Source organism: Faucicola osloensis (assembly GCF_020041925.1).
Taxonomy (GTDB): Bacteria; Pseudomonadota; Gammaproteobacteria; order Pseudomonadales; family Moraxellaceae; genus Faucicola; species Faucicola osloensis_D.
The window spans coordinates 894,079-913,370 of the sequence record NZ_CP083409.1; the positions used below are offsets into that span (position 1 = coordinate 894,079).

The window sequence follows — 19,292 nt, forward strand, 5'->3', positions numbered from 1 at the left end:
ATGAGTCTTGTTAGATTATAATCAAAGTTGTCTGAGGCAACAATCGTGTTTCAACAAATATCGATGGGTCGTCGTAGTATGTAATTTACACCCGTCAAACATATCAGTATGGGTAAAGGGTAAACAGATGAATTATTTAGGTTTTCTTTGTTTGGGCTTAGGGATTTTGACATTGGTCGCGGGTATGCTATGTTTTTTATTATCTAAGGTCAGTAAGGAGCCGCCTGTCAGGTATAAAACCCAGCGCATTGCAATGGTGCTGTTGCCACTGGCGATTGTACTACTTAGTATCGGACTTAAATTTAGTATGAGTGTGGTGAATCCTGAGAGGTAAATAACTAGCTTTGCTAAATAAGCCTGATAACTAAACCTAACAACTAGTCTTAACCACAAAATGCAAAATGCAAAATGCAAACATATAATAAAGGTCAGCCTAATCTAAGCTGACCTTTAACCTAAATTAACCTAAATTCAAAACAATTAACCGGGCTTGACCGCAACTAGCACACGGATGCTATCAGGAATTAAGGATAAATGACCTAGGGCATGTAAGCCCTGTTCTTGCAAACGTTTTAATTGATTGATTTCTGCGTCTCGTACATTCGGATTGATGGATTGCAAATATTGCAGGCGCTCCACTTCACGCTCATAGCGCTGATTAAATACCTCTTTGGCTTGCTCACTTATCGCAGGTAATTGCTGGTTTGCCAATGCTACTGCCTGCTCATAGCGCACTTCGATGATGTCTTTACGCGCTTTGATGACTTGACGCGCGCGGGTTTTATCCAAGCGTTGAATATGCGACACAATCATATCAGGCGCAATTTTATCGCTAAAATCAGTCCCTTGCTGGCTTAAAAACACCCGAATGAGCGGCTTTGGCAAAAATGCGGGTAAATTAAGGAGCTTTGGCGCAATCGCTTCAACACGAAAATTGACTTCGACCAAGATCAGTCCTTCGGGCATGGCATTACTTTGTAAAGTAGCAACCGTGGTATTACCAAAGGTGCCTGCGTTGACCGTTTCAAAGATACTTTGCATCAAAGGATGCTCATAAGTCATAAATTCCATGTCTTCGCGTAGTAACGCTTGGTCACGCTCAAAGGTCAAGGTCATGCCATCTTCAGGCACTGCCAGTCCTTGCACTTGTACTTCATCGCTCGGATGCAGCATCAATGAGCCATCACGCTGTCCACTATATTCCATATTGATGGACGACATAAAGCGTTCAAACAAACGTGGCAACATGTGGGTATCATCAAATTCACGCATGGTGTAAGCGATTTTACTGGCGACACGCGGGCGACAAGAATTGTATTCAAGTAATCTGTCACGTCCTGCTTGCATGGCTGCTTCTAGTGCAAGGCGCTGGGCTTTGCCTTCTTCAATCAACTGATCTAACGTAATTTCTTGACCCTCATCTTCGACTTTTTGCCCTTCAAGCAGCGGTTTTAAATCCACAATAAACTGCTCTTGAACGGTTTGCGCCGTGGGTGAGATTTGGTTAAAAATGTTTAGCGCTTCGTTATACCAGCGGTACATACGTTCTGTTGCCGTGCCTTCGACAAAAGGCACATGAATGGTAATCTCGTTTTGCTGGCCAATCCGATCGAGACGACCAATCCGCTGCTCTAATGTATCAGGATTGGCGGGCAAATCAAACAACACCAAATCACTGGCAAACTGAAAATTACGCCCTTCAGAGCCAATTTCAGAAGCTAACAATACTTGCGCGCCTTCAATATCGGCAAAATATGCCGCCGCTTGGTCGCGCTCCAGTAGAGTCATTTGCTCAGTAAAAATCGCGGTTTTAATGCCCGCATGCAATCGTAATACTGCCTCTAAACTTTCAACCGTTGCCCCACTGCGCGCAATCAGCAGCACCTTTTGATGTTTTAAGGTGTTTTTAAGCAAGTCAACCAGCCAAGGCACTCGCGGGTCTTGTTCCAGCCAACTACCATCGGGCTGCAACTCCTCTGGCCATAATTGTTCGCGCAATTTACCTTGGGTGTGATAACTGTCTTGCCAACTTATCGGTAGCGGCAGCGGGTACGCCATTGAGCGCCGACCTTTGAAGCCAGAAATAAGCTCAGACACGCTCTCACGGGTATTGCGAAATAGCACACGACCAGTACCATGACGATCTAACAATTCATTGATGGCGCGCGCACGACCTTGCTCATCATCACTGATGTCATGACCTAATAACTGGGCTAATGCTGATTTTTGGTTATCTGACAGCGATTGGTCACTCAATAACACCTCAGCAATTGCTGCGGTTTGCGCAAAATTTTCTTCTGCATCGATAAAGTCGTCTAAATCATTAAAACGATTGGGATCTAACAATCGTAACCGCGCAAAATGGCTTTCTAAACCTAACTGCTCAGGGGTTGCTGTGAGCAACAACACACCTGCGGTTTGTTCGGCCAAATCTTCAACCAAATCATATTTGTCATTGCCCCCTTGCTCACTGTCCCAATGTAGATGGTGGGCTTCATCCACAACCAGCAAATCAAACCCCGCTGCCAAGGCTTTCTCATGCAAATCTTCATGGTCAAGTAGCAAATCAATACTGGCAATAATCAACTGCTCAGTGGTAAAAGGATTTTGCTCAGGGTCATGCTCTGCAATCGCTGCGGTTCTGACCAAATCAAAAATCGCAAACTCAAGATTAAAACGGCGACGCATTTCAATCATCCATTGGTACTGCAAACTATCAGGTACCAAAATCAAAACACGCTCAGATTTGCCGGTGATTAATTGCTGATGAATAATCAGACCCGCTTCAATCGTCTTGCCAAGCCCTACCTCATCGGCAAGCAAGACACGCGGCGCGATACGTTTACCTACTTCATGGGCGATATACAGCTGGTGCTCAATAATATCGACACGTGCACCCATCAAGCCTCTTAATGGATGAGAGGCTAAATACGCTTGGGTACGTAGTAACTCTTGGCGCAGTTCGTACCAATCATTCTGGTGGATACGACTGGCAAGCAAGCGCTCAAGGGGTTTTGCCAAATTAATGTTAGCCGCAAGGCGGGTTTCCATAATCGCACGGTCATGACCTTCAACCGAGTATTTATAGACGCCATTGGTTTCTTCAAAATCGCTGACCACATACGATGCGCCATCTTGGTCGTATATGGTATCCCCTGCTTTGAAGGTCACACGCGACAAAGGCGCCGATGTCTTGGCATACACACGCGTTTCTTCACTTTGCGGGAACAAAATATGCACGCAGCGTTCATCAACGAGCACGACGACGCCCAGCCCCAATTCATTCTCTGTATCCGACAGATAACGTTGTCCAATCGCAAAATCAGTCATACCGCTTAACCATGCTTCCAAATTAGAAATTTAAATGATGAAAAGTAAAACTGTTTATGATAGCAAAAATTACATTTTCAAGTGAATGATTTTGTTGATAGCGGCTGTTTAGTTATTCATCATTCGCTATCAACGGACTGACGACTGGCATACCTTCGGTCATGAGCGCTTGTGTGAGCATCTCGATATTATACACCGCATGACCTTTTACCGTATTTTCAAAGTAAATATACAAAGTATCAAAATTGGCTTGTTGATTGGCAATCGTCTTTGCCCAAGCTTGCATTTCTGTATCGCTGTATCGATAATCATGCCGCTCGGCCGCCGAATGGGCATCCCACCAGTCTAAGTTTTGCCCATGCATGCGTAAATAACCGATGCGGCCAGTAAACAACAGCCGACTGGGCGGTAAACCATGGATATGTGGATAGTCCACACTACACCAAATCAAATTTTGCTGCTGGAAACTGGCGTAAACTTGCGGAATATGCCAGCTTTGGTGGCGAAATTCTATCGCCAATGGTAATCCATCAAACCAACTGGTTAAGGTTGCCAAATACTGACGATGTGCCACCGTTCTATCAAAACCATGCGGAAATTGAATCAATAACGCAGCCAAGCAATCTGCCGCTAAGATAGGGTCAATCGCCTGCAAAAAAGCTTGCGCGGTCTCTGCAGTGGCGGTTAATCGGTGGGTAAAATCTTGGTGAATCTTAATCGAAAATTTTAGCTTTCCGTTGGATTTTTTGAGCATACCTTCATACGCTTTTCGACCTAAAGGCGCATAGAAGCTACTATTGATTTCAACAGTGGCATAATGACGACTATACTCGGTTAAAAATTCGGTTTTTTTGGTGTCAGCAGGATAGAGAATTCCCAAAAAATCCGTATCACTGTATCCACCGGTTCCGATATAGATGCTCATAGAAAATTGGTCTACTCAATTACAAAATTAGCCCATCATTGATTAATAGAAATTAATAAAAGTCGTATATAGCGCCATCATCCATAACAAAAACAGCATCGTCAAGGCTAATAGCTGCGCGGCAGAACCTACATCTTTACCAATCTTTGCCAACGGATGACGTTCTGTCGATGTATGGTCAATTGACGCTTCAATACCGGTATTAAACAACTCAACGATGAGAGAAAAAAACGATGAAAACACCAGTATCATTTTAATCGGCATCATAAAAGGTAAAAAAATCAGCGCAACTAATAAAATGCTATTGAGCCATGCAACCTGTCGAAAAGCCGCTTCATTTTGATATGCCGCAATCAAACCATCTTTTGAGTAACCTGCGGCATTGATGATACGTTTGAGCCCTGTTTTCCCCTTGGTCTGCGCGGCATATCCATCTAAATGGTTGGCTAAATGGCTAGCAAATTTATCAGGACGCTGATTTGAACTAGGTGATGTCATGATGGTCATTGGGTTATAAAAAATTTTCTCATTCTACCATAGATTAATCCTAGAATTTTCACAATATCTACTGCAGCGAGCATTGATAGCCGTTGATAAACAAGCTTTGAATCATGCGAATTTAAGTGCAAATAAAATCTATAAATATTGATTGCCATTTTACTGATAATGGCATAAATTCTAAGACTTCTGCTATTTTTTGCAGCAATCACTCCACCTTGCAATTTTTAGTTAGTGCTGTCACCTTATTTGATGAAAAATCTATGATGAAATTACGCGCCACTTGCCAACTCGATTATTACTTTTCCCAGCCAACCCCTGCGGTGTTTCTACTACGACCGCAATCAGGGTTAGCTCAGCAGGTCACTCAAGAAGAATGGCAAGTCACGCCACCCTTACCAGTTACAAGTTATAACGACAATTTTGGTAACTTATGTGACAGGGTTTTATTTCCGATGGGGGATTACCAAGTTAGCCTAACAGTTGAACTATATACTAGCGAATGGATAGATGTCGCACCCGGTATGCCGAAAACACCGATTGAGCAGCTGCCTTCAGATACGATGGTATATTTGTTACCCAGTCGCTATTGTCTGCCAGAATTTCTAATTCAAGAAGCCCAAATGATAACCCAAGATTTTGCCGACGGTTATGACAAAGCGGCGGCAATTTGCGCCTATATTCACCAAAACTTTACTTACCAATATGGGAGTAGTACAGCAGAGACCACAGCACTAGATACGTGGCAACATAAAAAAGGCGTATGTCGTGACTTTGCACATTTGGGTATTAGTCTGTCACGGGCATTAGATATGCCCGCTCGGATGGTGGTTGGCTACTTATATCAACTTGACCCAATGGACTTACATGCGTGGTATGAAGTTTTTATTGGCGACCGTTGGTACACATTTGACGCCACGCAATCATCGCCCAAAGGCGGTCGTGTGATCCTAGGTTATGGAAGGGATGCTGCGGATGTTGCTTTTGCGACTTTTTTCGCACCATTTGAATTAAAAGATATGAAAGTTAACGTAGAGAAAATCGACTGATTTTATCATGGATGTTTAAAGTGGAAGCCTCTATTAGAAGGCTTTCATCTCAATTTCTTAATTACCAATATTCATAACTTAGATTGTTGCAAAGCCACAATACAAAAAAACACCCCCTCACTATCAGTAAGGGGGTGTTTTGGAATAGGGAGCTGACGATGACCTACTCTCACATGGGCGAACCACACTACCATTGGCGCATTGGAGTTTCACTTCTGAGTTCGGGAAGGGATCAGGTGGGACCTCCAAGCTATTATCGTCAGCAAAGGGGGATAGAGGAATGAGTTGTTTAATAAAAGTAAAGTATCAGCTATATCAAGCGAGGTGATAATCGTTATTACCTACAAAGCCATTTAGGCGTTGTATAGTCAAGCCAAACGAGCAATTAGTATTGGTTAGCTACACATATCACTATGCTTCCACACCCAACCTATCAACGTCGTAGTCTACAACGGCTCTTTAGGGAAATCTAATCTTAAGGTGGGCTTCCCGCTTAGATGCTTTCAGCGGTTATCCCATCCGAACATAGCTACTCGGCAATGCGACTGGCGTCACAACCGAAACACCAGAGGTTCGTCCACTCTGGTCCTCTCGTACTAGGAGCAGATCCTCTCAAATTTCCAACGCCCACGGTAGATAGGGACCGAACTGTCTCACGACGTTCTAAACCCAGCTCGCGTACCTCTTTAAATGGCGAACAGCCATACCCTTGGGACCTGCTTCAGCCCCAGGATGAGATGAGCCGACATCGAGGTGCCAAACACCGCCGTCGATATGAACTCTTGGGCGGTATCAGCCTGTTATCCCCAGAGTACCTTTTATCCGTTGAGCGATGGCCCTTCCATACAGAACCACCGGATCACTAAGACCTACTTTCGTATCTGCTCGACTTGTGGGTCTCGCAGTTAAGCGCGCTTTTGCCTTTATACTCTTCGAACGATTTCCGACCGTTCTGAGCGCACCTTCGTACTCCTCCGTTACTCTTTAGGAGGAGACCGCCCCAGTCAAACTACCCACCATACATTGTCCTCAGCTCTGTTAAGCTTGAGTTAGAACCCCAACATTACCAGGGTGGTATTTCAAGGATGGCTCCACAGACACTGGCGTGCCTGCTTCAAAGCCTCCCACCTATCCTACACAGGTAAGGTCAAAGTTCAATGTAAAGCTGTAGTAAAGGTTCACGGGGTCTTTCCGTCTAGCCGCGGGTACACAGCATCTTCACTGCGATTTCGATTTCACTGAGTCTCTGCTGGAGACAGCGCCGCCATCATTATGCCATTCGTGCAGGTCGGAACTTACCCGACAAGGAATTTCGCTACCTTAGGACCGTTATAGTTACGGCCGCCGTTTACTGGGGCTTCGATCAAGAGCTTCGCTTACGCTAACCCCATCAATTAACCTTCCAGCACCGGGCAGGCATCACACCCTATACGTCCACTTTCGTGTTTGCAGAGTGCTGTGTTTTTAATAAACAGTTGCAGCGGCCTGGTATCTGCGACTGCCAATAGCTTTGTAGTGCGTGACTACTCACCATCGGCAGCGTACCTTCTCCCGAAGTTACGGTACCATTTTGCCTAGTTCCTTCAGCAGAGTTCTCTCAAGCGCCTTGGTATTCTCTACCTGACCACCTGTGTCGGTTTAGGGTACGATTTCTTTATGACTATCGCTTAGAAGCTTTTCCTGGAAGCAGGGTATTTGCCACTTCGCTGTACAAGTACAGCTTGCTATCAGATCTCATTAATAGTCTAGCGGATTTGCCTACTAAACCTAACTACATCCTTCCACTTGGACAACCATCGCCAAGCTGGCATAACCTTCTCCGTCCCTCCATCGCATCATAAACAAGTATCGGAATATTAACCGATTTCCCATCGACTACGCCTTTCGGCCTCGCCTTAGGGGTCGACTCACCCAGCCCCGATTAACGTTGGACTGGAACCCTTGGTCTTCCGGCGTGCGAGCTTTTCACTCGCATTGTCGTTACTCACGTCAGCATTCGCTCTTGTGATACCTCCAGCATGCTTTACAACACACCTTCACAGGCTTACACAATGCTCCCCTACCACTTAATTGAAACAATTAAATCCGCAGCTTCGGCTCCTAGTTTGAGCCCCGTTACATCTTCCGCGCAGGCCGACTCGACTAGTGAGCTATTACGCTTTCTTTAAAGGATGGCTGCTTCTAAGCCAACCTCCTAGCTGTCTGTGCCTTCCCACATCGTTTCCCACTTAACTAGGAATTTGGGGCCTTAGCTGGCGGTCTGGGTTGTTTCCCTCTTGACGACGGACGTTAGCACCCGCCGTCTGTCTCCCGGATATCACTCATCGGTATTCGGAGTTTGCATCGGTTTGGTAAGTCGAGATGACCCCCTAGCCGAAACAGTGCTCTACCCCCAATGGTGTTCGTCCGAGGCGCTACCTAAATAGCTTTCGGGGAGAACCAGCTATCACCGAGTTTGATTAGCCTTTCACCCCTATCCACAAGTCATCCCCTGGCTTTTCAACGACAGTGGGTTCGGTCCTCCGGTAACTGTTACGTCACTTTCAACCTGCTCATGGATAGATCACTCGGTTTCGGGTCTATACCCTGCAACTAGACGCCCTATTAAGACTCGGTTTCCCTACGGCTCCCCTATTCGGTTAACCTTGCTACAGAATATAAGTCGCTGACCCATTATACAAAAGGTACGCCGTCACATCATAAATGATGCTCCGACTGCTTGTATGCACACGGTTTCAGGATCTATTTCACTCCCCTCACAGGGGTTCTTTTCGCCTTTCCCTCACGGTACTGGTTCACTATCGGTCAGTCAGGAGTATTTAGCCTTGGAGGATGGTCCCCCCATCTTCAGACAGAATTTCTCGTGTTCCGCCCTACTTAATATGCTTCTTATAACCTTTCGAGTACGGGATTATCACCCTCTACGATTGACCTTTCCAAGTCATTCCTCTAAATTATAATCAGTCGGCTCCTCCCCGTTCGCTCGCCGCTACTAGGGGAATCTCTATTGATGTCTTTTCCTCGGGTTACTGAGATGTTTCACTTCTCCCGGTTTGCCTCGTAAATAAATTTACGATACCTGTCTTATGACAAGTGGGTTTCCCCATTCAGATATCGCCGGATCACAGGATATTGCCGCCTCCCCGACGCTTTTCGCAGGCTGTCACGTCTTTCATCGCCTCTGACTGCCAAGGCATCCACCATGTGCACTTCATTACTTGACTATACAACCCTAAAGGGTCGTATAGGTAATGGTAACGATCTTCACCTATGTTTACGCTTGATTCAGTTCTCTTTACTTTTAAGTAATCAGTTGTTCCAATCATTTCTTTGGGTCTGATTGGCTGATTACTAAGGTTAATTATCTTCGTTGGAACTTGATAATTAACCCAGACTCATTTCTCTATGTTGTTATTGAATTATCAGACCTTCGTCAGGTCGTGATTTCTGATAAAACAGATTGAAGTAATCTCTTAATATGCTTACTAAATTACTCTGTCTGCTTTATAACGTTAAGCTAATTATGGTGGAGCCAAGGAGAGTCGAACTCCTGACCTCCTGCGTGCAAGGCAGGCGCTCTACCAACTGAGCTATGGCCCCTAAGTAAGAGGTGGTGGGTCTAATAAGACTTGAACTTATGACCCCTGCCTTATCAAGGCAGTGCTCTAACCAACTGAGCTATAGACCCTGAACGAAAATTACAAAGCATCGCTTTGCTCATCCTCGAATTAGCTTATTTATACACAAGAACAACTTGCTGTGAATTCTCACTTAGTGCTTTAGTTAAGGAGGTGATCCAGCCGCAGGTTCCCCTACGGCTACCTTGTTACGACTTCACCCCAGTCATCGACCACACCGTGGTAAGCGCCCTCTTGCGTTAGGCTACCTACTTCTGGTGCAATAGACTCCCATGGTGTGACGGGCGGTGTGTACAAGGCCCGGGAACGTATTCACCGCAGCATTCTGATCTGCGATTACTAGCGATTCCGACTTCATGGAGTCGAGTTGCAGACTCCAATCCGGACTACGATAGGCTTTTTGAGATTAGCATCACATCGCTGTGTAGCAACCCTCTGTACCTACCATTGTAGCACGTGTGTAGCCCTGGTCGTAAGGGCCATGATGACTTGACGTCGTCCCCGCCTTCCTCCAGTTTGTCACTGGCAGTATCCTTAAAGTTCCCGGCTTAACCCGCTGGCAAATAAGGAAAAGGGTTGCGCTCGTTGCGGGACTTAACCCAACATCTCACGACACGAGCTGACGACAGCCATGCAGCACCTGTATGTGAGTTCCCGAAGGCACTCCCGCATCTCTGCAGGATTCTCACTATGTCAAGACCAGGTAAGGTTCTTCGCGTTGCATCGAATTAAACCACATGCTCCACCGCTTGTGCGGGCCCCCGTCAATTCATTTGAGTTTTAACCTTGCGGCCGTACTCCCCAGGCGGTCTACTTATCGCGTTAACTGCGCCACTAAAGTCTCAAGGACCCCAACGGCTAGTAGACATCGTTTACGGCGTGGACTACCAGGGTATCTAATCCTGTTTGCTACCCACGCTTTCGAATCTCAGTGTCAATATTATGCCAGGAAGCTGCCTTCGCCATCGGTATTCCTCCAGATCTCTACGCATTTCACCGCTACACCTGGAATTCTACTTCCCTCTCACATATTCTAGCACCACCAGTATCACATGCAGTTCCCAGGTTAAGCCCGGGGATTTCACATGTGACTTAATGAGCCACCTACACTCGCTTTACGCCCAGTAATTCCGATTAACGCTCGCACCCTCTGTATTACCGCGGCTGCTGGCACAGAGTTAGCCGGTGCTTATTCTGCAGGTAACGTCTAATCTAATGGGTATTAACCATTAGCCTCTCCTCCCTGCTTAAAGTGCTTTACAACCAAAAGGCCTTCTTCACACACGCGGCATGGCTGGATCAGGGTTGCCCCCATTGTCCAATATTCCCCACTGCTGCCTCCCGTAGGAGTCCGGACCGTGTCTCAGTTCCGGTGTGACTGATCATCCTCTCAGACCAGTTACAGATCGTCGCCTTGGTGGGCCTTTACCCCACCAACTAGCTAATCTGATTTAGGCTCATCTAATAGCAAGAGCTTGCGCCCCCTTTCACCCGTAGGTCGTATGCGGTATTAATTCGAGTTTCCCCGAGCTATCCCCCACTACTAGGCAGATTCCTAAATGTTACTCACCCGTCCGCCACTAATCATCTCTAGCAAGCTAGAGACTCATCGTTCGACTTGCATGTGTTAAGCCTGCCGCCAGCGTTCAATCTGAGCCATGATCAAACTCTTCAGTTTAATCTTTCTATCTATTGTCATCGCTACGCGATGTCAATAGATTTAATTTGTTGACTCAATTATTTATACTGTCTTTGCTCAAATAAACTTACGAGTATCTTCACTCTGACAATACAATTAATTAAAGTCTTAATTTTATCGCTCTAAGTGAAAATCCACACAAGTTGTTCTTGTGTTTGTTGTTATTTAGTGTACCAAAGATATCGTCTATCATCTGGTGAGCTTGATATTGTAATACGTTTTGTTTTACTCTGTCAAGCTTTATTTTAATTCTTTCTAAGCTTCGTAACTTGTTTTACTTATTTGTAAACTCTTCGTCGCTCAGTGGTGGCGTATTATACGTGAATTTGAATGGGTGTCAACAGGAAAATATAAATAATTTTAAATTAATTACTAACTTTCTTTTATACTGCTGATTTTATTCATATTTTAACTGTTTAAAAAACTCAAATCTTCTTCTGGACGCTTGGTAAACACTTCACAGCCGTTTTCGGTAACCATCAGTGTGTGTTCCCATTGGGCTGACAATTTACGGTCTTTAGTAATTACCGTCCATTTATCGGGCAAGGTTTTGGTTTGCCATACACCTTGGTTAATCATTGGTTCAATGGTAAATGTCATACCTGTCGTCAGTTGTAGACCGGTATTTTTTTTACCATAGTGCAGAATTTGTGGTTCATCATGGTATACGTCACTAATTCCATGTCCGCAATATTCTCTTACTACGCTAAAACGCTCTGGCTCTGCCACCGCTTGAATCGCTGCGCCAATATCGCCTACATGGGCGCCATTGCGAACGGCTTTCATCCCTGCATATAGTGCCTCTTGGGCAATTTTGCAGATACGCTGCGCCATGATTGAGCCTTCACCGATAATCCACATTTTTGAAGTATCGCCATGATAACCATCTTTTATTACTGTGACATCGATATTGACGATATCGCCATCTTTCAGGATGCGGGTGTCATCGGGAATACCATGACAAACCACATGATTGATTGAAGTACAAAGCGTGTGCTGATAGCCATGATAGCCAACATTGGCAGGAATGGCTTTTTGCACATCGACAATGTAGTCATGGGCAAGCTTGTCTAATGCACCTGTCGTTACACCTTCTTTAACATATTCATCTAATATCACTAAGACGTCAGCGGCCAATTTACCAGCGACGCGCATTTTTTCAACGGCTTCAGGGTTATTTAATAGTGTTTTCATACAATAATTATCTGATTTTGCGAAAATTTAAGAAGACGTATTATAGCCCTTTTCACCTTTTTCACAAAACTACTATTTGTTTAAACAGTTGTTACTTGAATTTTGGATGGGTTGTAACTATTGTGATGTTCTACAATGACAACAAGGGCTAGAAACGTCTATGGCTAATTCAATTAATATCGATATACAGAAGTATGTAAGACCTTCTGAAGCTGAAATCAAGGCAAATTTGAATGATGAGCAATATTATGTGACACAGCAAAACGGCACAGAACGCCCTTTTAGCCATGAATATGACCACCAATTTGAACGTGGTATCTATGTGGATATTGTGAGTGGTGAGCCGCTTTTTAGCTCATCAGACAAGTATGACTCAGGTTGTGGTTGGCCCGCCTTTAGTAAACCAATTGATACAGCAGTAATCAATGAATTGTTTGATGACAGTCACGGTATGCGACGTACTGAAGTGCGTAGCCGTGTTGGCGATTCACATTTAGGTCATGTGTTTAATGACGGTCTTCCTGAGCTTGGCGGCATGCGTTATTGTATCAATGGCGCGTCGCTACGTTTCATCCCTGTAAATGAGATGGAACAAGAAGGTTATGGTGACTTAATCGGATTGGTTGAATAATCGCCATCTGCTTTTGCTAAAACATATAGCTTAACCATATAAAAATATGTTAAAATAGCAGTTTGTCATTTTATCTTGAAATGGCAAATTGCTTTTTTTATTTACTAACATGACACACACATTGCTACTTTCAAGCTAACAAGCTTGATAAGAGTTAAGCTGGGTGTTTGCAAATTTGATTAATTAAAATCCTGTAGATTTTGATGCGTGTTTGCAAATCGGCTTAATCGGTAATGTGGAGGCATAACCCAACTTTACTTAAGGAAATCTCATGGCGTCAGCTAATCCTACCCAAGTTTCAATGCGTGATCTTTTAGAAGCCGGTGCACACTTTGGTCACCAAACTCGTTTTTGGAATCCAAAAATGGGCAAATTTATTTTTGGTGCACGTAACAAAATCCACATCATTAACCTTGAGCATACAGTTAAAGCGATGAACGAAGCACTAAACTTCGTTAACCGTGAAGCAGCACGTGGCAACAAAGTACTATTTGTTGGTACTAAACGTGCGGCAAGCAACGTTATCAGCGAACAAGCGGCTCGCGCTGGTATGCCTTATGTTGACCATCGTTGGTTAGGTGGTATGTTAACCAACTGGAAAACCATCCGTCAGTCAATTACTCGTTTGAAAGAATACGAAAAACAAGCTGAAGACGGTACGTTTGCTAAGTTAACCAAACGTGAAGCGCTAGAGCGTACTCGTGAAATGGAAAAACTTGAGCGTGCGTTAGGCGGTATCAAAAACATGAACGGTTTACCTGATGCAATTTTTGTGGTTGACGTTGACCATGAAGCGATTGCAATCAAAGAAGCAAAAAACTTAGGTATCCCTGTTATTGGTATTGTTGATACAAACTCAAACCCAGATGACGTAGATTATGTCATTCCTGCCAATGACGATGCGATTCGTGCGGTAACGCTATATGTATCAGCGGTTGCAGATGCAATTATCGCTGGTAAAGAATACGCTAAAACTCAAGGCGGCAAAGCAGCAAATCAAGAAGAAGCAGTAACTGAAGCACCAGCAGAAGCTGCGGCAGAATAAGGGTTACCGTAGTATCATAGCAGCGCATTCATTAGGTTGTTATGATACTGTCATCAAAATTTTATAAACTAACTTTGATGGGTAAACATAAAATTGGTTTATAAAAATTCGAATTTGTAGCGTAATATTAAAGGGCAAAAATCATCAATTTTTGTCCTTTAATCTCCAACTGTTTAGACAATAAACAACCCAATTCTCATCTATAATGATAATCAATTGAGGTATCTCATGGCAGAAATTAGTGCAAAACTGGTAAAAGAATTACGTGACCGTACAGGTCTTGGTATGATGGAATGTAAAAAAGCCCTGCAAGAAGCAGACGGCGACATCGAAACCGCAATCGATAACTTGCGTAAATCAGGTCAAGCAAAGGCTGCTAAAAAAGCAGGTAACATTGCTGCTGATGGCGCTATCATTATCGCCCAAGAAGGTAACAAAGCCTTACTACTTGAAGTAAACTGCCAAACTGACTTCGTGGCAAAAGATGCTAACTTCACCGCATTTGCGAACAAAGTAGCTGAACTTGCACTCGCCAACAATACCACTGATGTAGCGGCTATCTCTGCATTGCCGTATGGCGATGGTCAAACGGTTGAAGAAGCCCGTGTTGAGCTCGTACAAAAAATCGGTGAAAACATCCAAGTACGTCGTGCAGAAGTGATTGAAGGTGACAACCTAGCCTCTTACCGTCACGGTATTCGTATTGGTGTAGTGGTTTCTGTTGAAGGCGGTAACGCTGACACCGCAAAACACGTTGCCATGCAAGTTGCTGCATTCAACCCAATCGCTGTTGATGAAGCGAATGTACCTGCTGATACGCTAGCGCGCGAAAAAGACATCATCGAAGCGAAAGCAAAAGAATCTGGCAAACCAGACGCCGTAATTGAAAAAATGATCACCGGCGGTCTACAAAAGTACTTGAACGAAGTGACTTTGCTGAACCAACCTTACGTTATCGACAATGAGAAAAAAGTTGGCGATATATTAAAATCTGAAGGTATGACGGTTAAAGCATTCAAACGCTTAGAAGTGGGTGAAGGCATCGAGAAAAAACAAGAAAACTTCGCTGAAGAAGTAGCAGCGGCTCAAGCAGCAGCAGCTAAATAATAAGCGACAACTGCTGAGCGGTTAACTTGTTAAAAATACCCCATAAATTTGGGGTATTTTTTTGTCTAATTTTTTTATTTTTTAAATTCAAAAAAGCGAGTTGAAGGCTCGCTTTTTCATGTGAAGCAATTATTTGTAGATGAAGCGATTAATTGGCTGCGGCTAACGCTTGCTCAAGGTCAGCTTTGATGTCATCAATATGTTCAATACCAATGGATAAACGAATCATGTCTTCGCTAACGCCTGCTTTTTGCAACTCTTCAGCATTTAATTGGCGGTGCGTGGTAGTTGCAGGGTGGCAAGCGAGTGACTTGGCATCACCGATATTGACCAGACGGGTAATTAATTGTAGCGCATCAATAAATTTCGCCCCTGCTTCACGACCGCCCTTTAATCCAAAGGTTAGAATCGCTGATGGCTTACCACCAAAGTATGTTTGCGCAAGCTTATGCTCTGGATGGTCGGTTAATCCTGCGTACTTGACCCAAGCCACTTGTGGATGATGGTTTAAAAATTCTGCCACGGCTTGGGCATTTTGGCAATGTCGCTCCATACGCAAGGCTAACGTCTCTAATCCAAGCATAATTTGCCAAGCGTTCATTGGGCTTAGTGCCGCACCGGTATTACGTAAAGGCGCAACGCGTGCGCGTGCAATAAATGCCGCAGCACCCATGGCTTCGACAAAATTGACACCATGATAGCTGGCATCTGGGGTATTTAAAATCGCGAAACGTTCTTTGTGAGCGCCCCAATCAAATTTACCACTATCGATAATCACCCCACCAACCGACGTGCCCGAACCACTCACATATTTGGTCAATGAGTGAATCACAATATCAGCACCATGCTCAAATGGACGGCACAATGTTGGCGTGGCGACGGTGTTATCAATCACCACAGGTACGCCTTTACTATGAGCAAATTCGCTAATTTTTGCGATATCCAGTACGTTACCCAATGGATTGCCAATACTTTCACCAAATACCAATTTAGTACGTTCATCAATCAAATCAACCAACGTCTCAGGTCGGGTATAATCAAAGAAACGCACTTCGATACCTTGACGTGGCAACGCATGGGCAAATAAGTTGTAAGTACCACCATATAAAGTTGATACTGAGACGATGTTATCGCCTGCTTCACATAGCGTTTGGATGGTATAAGTAATCGCCGCCATCCCGGATGCCACCGTCAATGCACCGATGCCGCCTTCTAACGCTGCCATACGTGCTTCAAGCACCGCGTTGGTTGGGTTCATGATACGGGTGTAGATATTACCAGCAACTTTAAGATCAAAAAGGTCAGCACCGTGTTGGGTGTTATCAAAGGCATACGAACTGGTGTGGTAGATAGGGACAGCGACAGCTTTGGTGGTCGGTTCTGGTTCATAGCCTGCATGAATGGCAAGCGTTTCTGGGCGATGCGGTGGGCTCATACATATTCCTTTAATTTAGTTTAATTAGCAAAAAAATCTCTTTTGCATTGTAACGAGTTGCTAATCAGTTTTGCAAATTCACAATAGAGCATTATTAGAACATTAATGCCGTGTTTTGGAATATCGATTCGTGGTGAATTGGCGTTTAAAGGCCCGCGTTTAATACAGAAATACCTCACAAACTATAACTAATGGGAGTTTTAATTTTTTGTAGATAACCCATCAGGCTTGCTCAGCTTGCTCAGCTTGCTCATTGATTAAATGCTCAGTTAAATTTAACATCTCTTGATAGGAATCAAGCTTAAGGATAAAGCTAGTAAAATCATTGGTTTGAATATGAGATAACCGAGTTAAACGCTTTAGCTCATATACCAAACTATTGACAACATCATCATATTGTTTGAGACGTAAAACTTGGGTATCATCTGCTAGTGTTTGTGTTATTGTTAGCAAGGTCTTGGCTTTTGTCACTAACTGCGCTTTGTCCAATACCTGCCCATATAAGATATCGGTTATAGCCGCAACAGTGGCTCTTTTGGTGGCAATAAAATCATCAACTGTTTGCGTATCTAAACTTAATAGATAGACGGCGCGGCTGATAAATTTATGGTATTCATCTTTTACCTTATCGATTTGCTTTGTTAAAAGCACCGTTTCGGTAATATCTACCACGCTGACAAATAGATGAATGGATTTTTTATTCGCGCTCTTAACCACCCGTAAAAATTCAAAATGCAGGTATTTCTTGTTGGTAAAGCCTGTTTCATCTAAAAAAATCAACTCGACTGTTTTAAGTGGGTTGATATCTTGAATCAACTCTTCATCCACGTCGGATTGGTACAGGTAATTGATAAAATGCTGTGTCGCTCTGATATCTTTTTCGCTGACCATATTTTGTAACAGCTGGGGTAATGTAAGCCCAGCTAACTGCTTGCGCCCCAATAACTGCTCTAGTTTTTTGGAATAATGCTCACCAATGACCATTTTCTCATCGATGAGAAACAAGCCTTTTTTGACTGTGTTCATGATATCACGCATATCGGTCTGCGCTTTATCAATCGCCACATCATCGTGATACATGTGTCTGATGGTGTAATGGATAAAAAAGATGATATAGGCTATCAAGGCAAAAAAACTGCAATAGGTCAAATAGCGCGAATAATCTGCAGTACGGTAGGTGTCATTGAGATAAGTGTCATAGCCAATATTCATCAATGACCAAATTTTGGCTTGGTTGTGATAAGCAAACTCAGCCAATTCAACTTTGCCTTTTTCATCTTGCTCAGAAACTTGCGCGATTCTTTGGCGATAGTCTTGCCAAATAATGGCAAATTCATCCATCGCCGTTTCTTGCTTTGGATAGCGGGACAACTGTGCCATATAACCGTCTAACTCAGCCGCCTGTTTTTGTAAGGTCTGAATGATTTGTTGACTATCGTTGTGAGGTGTTACTGTTAGATGCTGCGCACTGGTTGCTATCTCAAGCGTCAAATCACTGATGTTGCCGATGATATCCATATGCTGGGTGGACTGGGTTAAAAAACGCGCAATATATACATTGATAATCACAAACGCTAGCACAAACAAACACAGCACAACTAGGCTTTGTAAAAGAAGCCGACACCTTTTGGTACGCACCATATATTGAAACAAGCTATCGTTATTTCTGACTTTCACGTAATTACCCTAGAAGAAGATAAATTAGAAAAAATAAATAATAGATAAAACCCCACCGTTAAATACACAATCTACCAAAAGTTTTGAACCTGGTTATATTGGTTATACTGTTTATACCATCATAAACCCTAGAGAGCAATTCAGACAAAAACACCCTTAAAATATAGTAAAAGAAATTAAAAACTACCACAAATCCACATAAAGTAGAAGAATAGCTTATCGATATCATCAAGTCGCCAATCTTGTCTTAACCTTTTAACCCAAGCCCAAATATGTTCAATAGGATTGAGGTCAGGACTGTAAGGCGGCAACCAAAGAATTGTATGACCTGCTTGCTCGATAAGATTTTCAATATCTTCTCGAATGTGAAATCTAGCGTTATCCATTACAATCAAGCTATGTGGTGACAATGCAGGTAATAACAGATTTTTTGTCCAATGATAAAAGACATCAGCGTTAATATTAAAATCGTATAGCCCTACAGCAAACAGCTGATTACCATGAATAGCCCCAATCGCATTGGTGGTACTTTTTAGCTGCCAGTTGTAGCTATCAAAGCATTTTTGCCCCCTTGGTGCATAAGCATAAGGGCGATAGCTACTAGTTTTAAAGCCACATTCATCAAGGTAGATAATAGGTCGGTTGCTGCTTTGATAGTCTGCCAGTTGCTGGATGAATGTCTGGCGTTTTATTTCATCTGCCTGTGGGTGTTTAAGTATCTTTTTTTTGAGTGATTTTAAGCCGCTTTAAGGCTATCCCAATCGCTCTTTGAGTGCAGTTGAAACGTACAGCTCGCTCTCGTTGATAGCTGTCAGGGTATTTTTCGACATCTTGCTTGAGTAAAGCCATGTCGATTTTGCCTTTACGAGTTTTAACCACTTTACGTTCTGGTTGTTTTTTCCAGTTTTGTAAAGTGCGTGTGCTGATATTAAATTCTTGGGCAAGGCTACGAATGCTTCTTCCTGCTTCGTGCTTGTCCAGTATCATTTGTCGGTAGTCGGTTGAGTATGCCATTTTGTTATTGTAGCACTTCTAGATTTCTTTAACTATAGTATCAAATACGC

General features: G+C 43.6%; 13 protein-coding genes, 2 tRNA genes and 3 rRNA genes. 5 read left to right on the top strand and 13 right to left on the bottom strand.

All coding sequences use genetic code 11. The annotated features are described in order from the left end of the window. Window positions 1-127: 127 nt before the first annotated feature. Window positions 128-334 (top strand): hypothetical protein, encoded by a 207-nt coding sequence (locus LAJ61_RS03890; protein WP_224054540.1) that lies wholly within the window; start codon window positions 128-130, stop codon window positions 332-334. A 146-nt stretch (window positions 335-480) separates the two neighbouring features. Here the strand turns inward: LAJ61_RS03890 and rapA are convergent, their stop codons facing one another. From rapA to LAJ61_RS03905, 3 genes are all read right to left on the bottom strand, one after another. Further along, window positions 481-3,330 (bottom strand): RNA polymerase-associated protein RapA, encoded by a 2,850-nt coding sequence (gene rapA / locus LAJ61_RS03895; protein WP_224054541.1) that lies wholly within the window; start codon window positions 3,328-3,330, stop codon window positions 481-483. Between the two features lie 112 nt (window positions 3,331-3,442). Then, window positions 3,443-4,255 carry a DUF72 domain-containing protein gene (locus tag LAJ61_RS03900; RefSeq protein WP_224054542.1) on the bottom strand — a complete coding sequence of 271 codons (813 nt, stop codon included), beginning with the start codon at window positions 4,253-4,255 and terminating at the stop codon, window positions 3,443-3,445. Window positions 4,256-4,297: 42 nt separating this feature from the next. After that, window positions 4,298-4,753 carry a diacylglycerol kinase gene (locus LAJ61_RS03905; protein WP_224054543.1) on the bottom strand — a complete coding sequence of 152 codons (456 nt, stop codon included), beginning with the start codon at window positions 4,751-4,753 and terminating at the stop codon, window positions 4,298-4,300. A gap of 263 nt (window positions 4,754-5,016) precedes the next feature. On the opposite strand from LAJ61_RS03905, the gene LAJ61_RS03910 reads away from it, so the two are divergent. Then, window positions 5,017-5,802, top strand: coding sequence for a transglutaminase-like domain-containing protein (locus LAJ61_RS03910; protein ID WP_224054544.1), 786 nt, complete (start codon window positions 5,017-5,019; stop codon window positions 5,800-5,802). A 150-nt stretch (window positions 5,803-5,952) separates the two neighbouring features. On the opposite strand, the gene rrf is transcribed toward LAJ61_RS03910, so the two are convergent. The 6 genes from rrf to map all read right to left on the bottom strand — a co-directional run bounded on the left by rrf (window position 5,953) and on the right by map (window position 12,333). Continuing rightward, window positions 5,953-6,066 (bottom strand): 5S ribosomal RNA (rrf, locus tag LAJ61_RS03915). A 100-nt stretch (window positions 6,067-6,166) separates the two neighbouring features. Beyond that, window positions 6,167-9,026, bottom strand: a 23S ribosomal RNA gene (locus LAJ61_RS03920). 300 nt (window positions 9,027-9,326) lie between these two features. Next, a tRNA-Ala gene (locus tag LAJ61_RS03925) sits at window positions 9,327-9,402 on the bottom strand. 11 nt (window positions 9,403-9,413) lie between these two features. Continuing rightward, window positions 9,414-9,490: transfer RNA gene (locus LAJ61_RS03930), tRNA-Ile, on the bottom strand. A gap of 96 nt (window positions 9,491-9,586) precedes the next feature. Further along, a 16S ribosomal RNA gene (locus tag LAJ61_RS03935) occupies window positions 9,587-11,118 on the bottom strand. The 16S, 23S and 5S rRNA genes sit together here with 2 tRNA genes alongside, the layout of an rRNA operon. 429 nt (window positions 11,119-11,547) lie before the next feature. Continuing rightward, the gene (gene map, locus LAJ61_RS03940) at window positions 11,548-12,333 is read right to left on the bottom strand and encodes a type I methionyl aminopeptidase (protein WP_224054545.1); all 786 of its coding nucleotides are present in this window, start codon (window positions 12,331-12,333) and stop codon (window positions 11,548-11,550) included. Window positions 12,334-12,493: 160 nt separating this feature from the next. On the opposite strand from map, the gene msrB reads away from it, so the two are divergent. The 3 genes from msrB (at window position 12,494) to tsf (ending at window position 15,116) form a co-directional block, all read left to right on the top strand. Next, complete coding sequence (msrB, locus tag LAJ61_RS03945) at window positions 12,494-12,964, top strand: peptide-methionine (R)-S-oxide reductase MsrB (protein ID WP_224054546.1); 471 nt, start codon at window positions 12,494-12,496, stop codon at window positions 12,962-12,964. A gap of 271 nt (window positions 12,965-13,235) precedes the next feature. After that, entirely contained in the window at window positions 13,236-14,009 is a 774-nt protein-coding gene (gene rpsB, locus LAJ61_RS03950) for a 30S ribosomal protein S2 (protein WP_050324911.1), read from the top strand. Window positions 14,010-14,237: 228 nt separating this feature from the next. Then, entirely contained in the window at window positions 14,238-15,116 is an 879-nt protein-coding gene (gene tsf, locus LAJ61_RS03955) for a translation elongation factor Ts (RefSeq protein WP_007115804.1), read from the top strand. Between the two features lie 148 nt (window positions 15,117-15,264). On the opposite strand, the gene LAJ61_RS03960 is transcribed toward tsf, so the two are convergent. The 4 genes from LAJ61_RS03960 to LAJ61_RS03975 form a co-directional block, all read right to left on the bottom strand. Continuing rightward, window positions 15,265-16,551, bottom strand: coding sequence for an O-acetylhomoserine aminocarboxypropyltransferase/cysteine synthase family protein (locus LAJ61_RS03960; RefSeq protein ID WP_224054547.1), 1,287 nt, complete (start codon window positions 16,549-16,551; stop codon window positions 15,265-15,267). A gap of 222 nt (window positions 16,552-16,773) precedes the next feature. After that, window positions 16,774-18,228, bottom strand: coding sequence for a hypothetical protein (locus LAJ61_RS03965; RefSeq protein ID WP_224054548.1), 1,455 nt, complete (start codon window positions 18,226-18,228; stop codon window positions 16,774-16,776). A 176-nt stretch (window positions 18,229-18,404) separates the two neighbouring features. Beyond that, window positions 18,405-18,947 carry an IS630 family transposase gene (locus tag LAJ61_RS03970; protein ID WP_224054797.1) on the bottom strand — a complete coding sequence of 181 codons (543 nt, stop codon included), beginning with the start codon at window positions 18,945-18,947 and terminating at the stop codon, window positions 18,405-18,407. After that, window positions 18,940-19,242 (bottom strand): IS630 transposase-related protein, encoded by a 303-nt coding sequence (locus LAJ61_RS03975; protein WP_065253243.1) that lies wholly within the window; start codon window positions 19,240-19,242, stop codon window positions 18,940-18,942. The genes LAJ61_RS03970 and LAJ61_RS03975 overlap by 8 nt, the downstream gene beginning before the upstream one ends. Window positions 19,243-19,292: the final 50 nt, after the last annotated feature.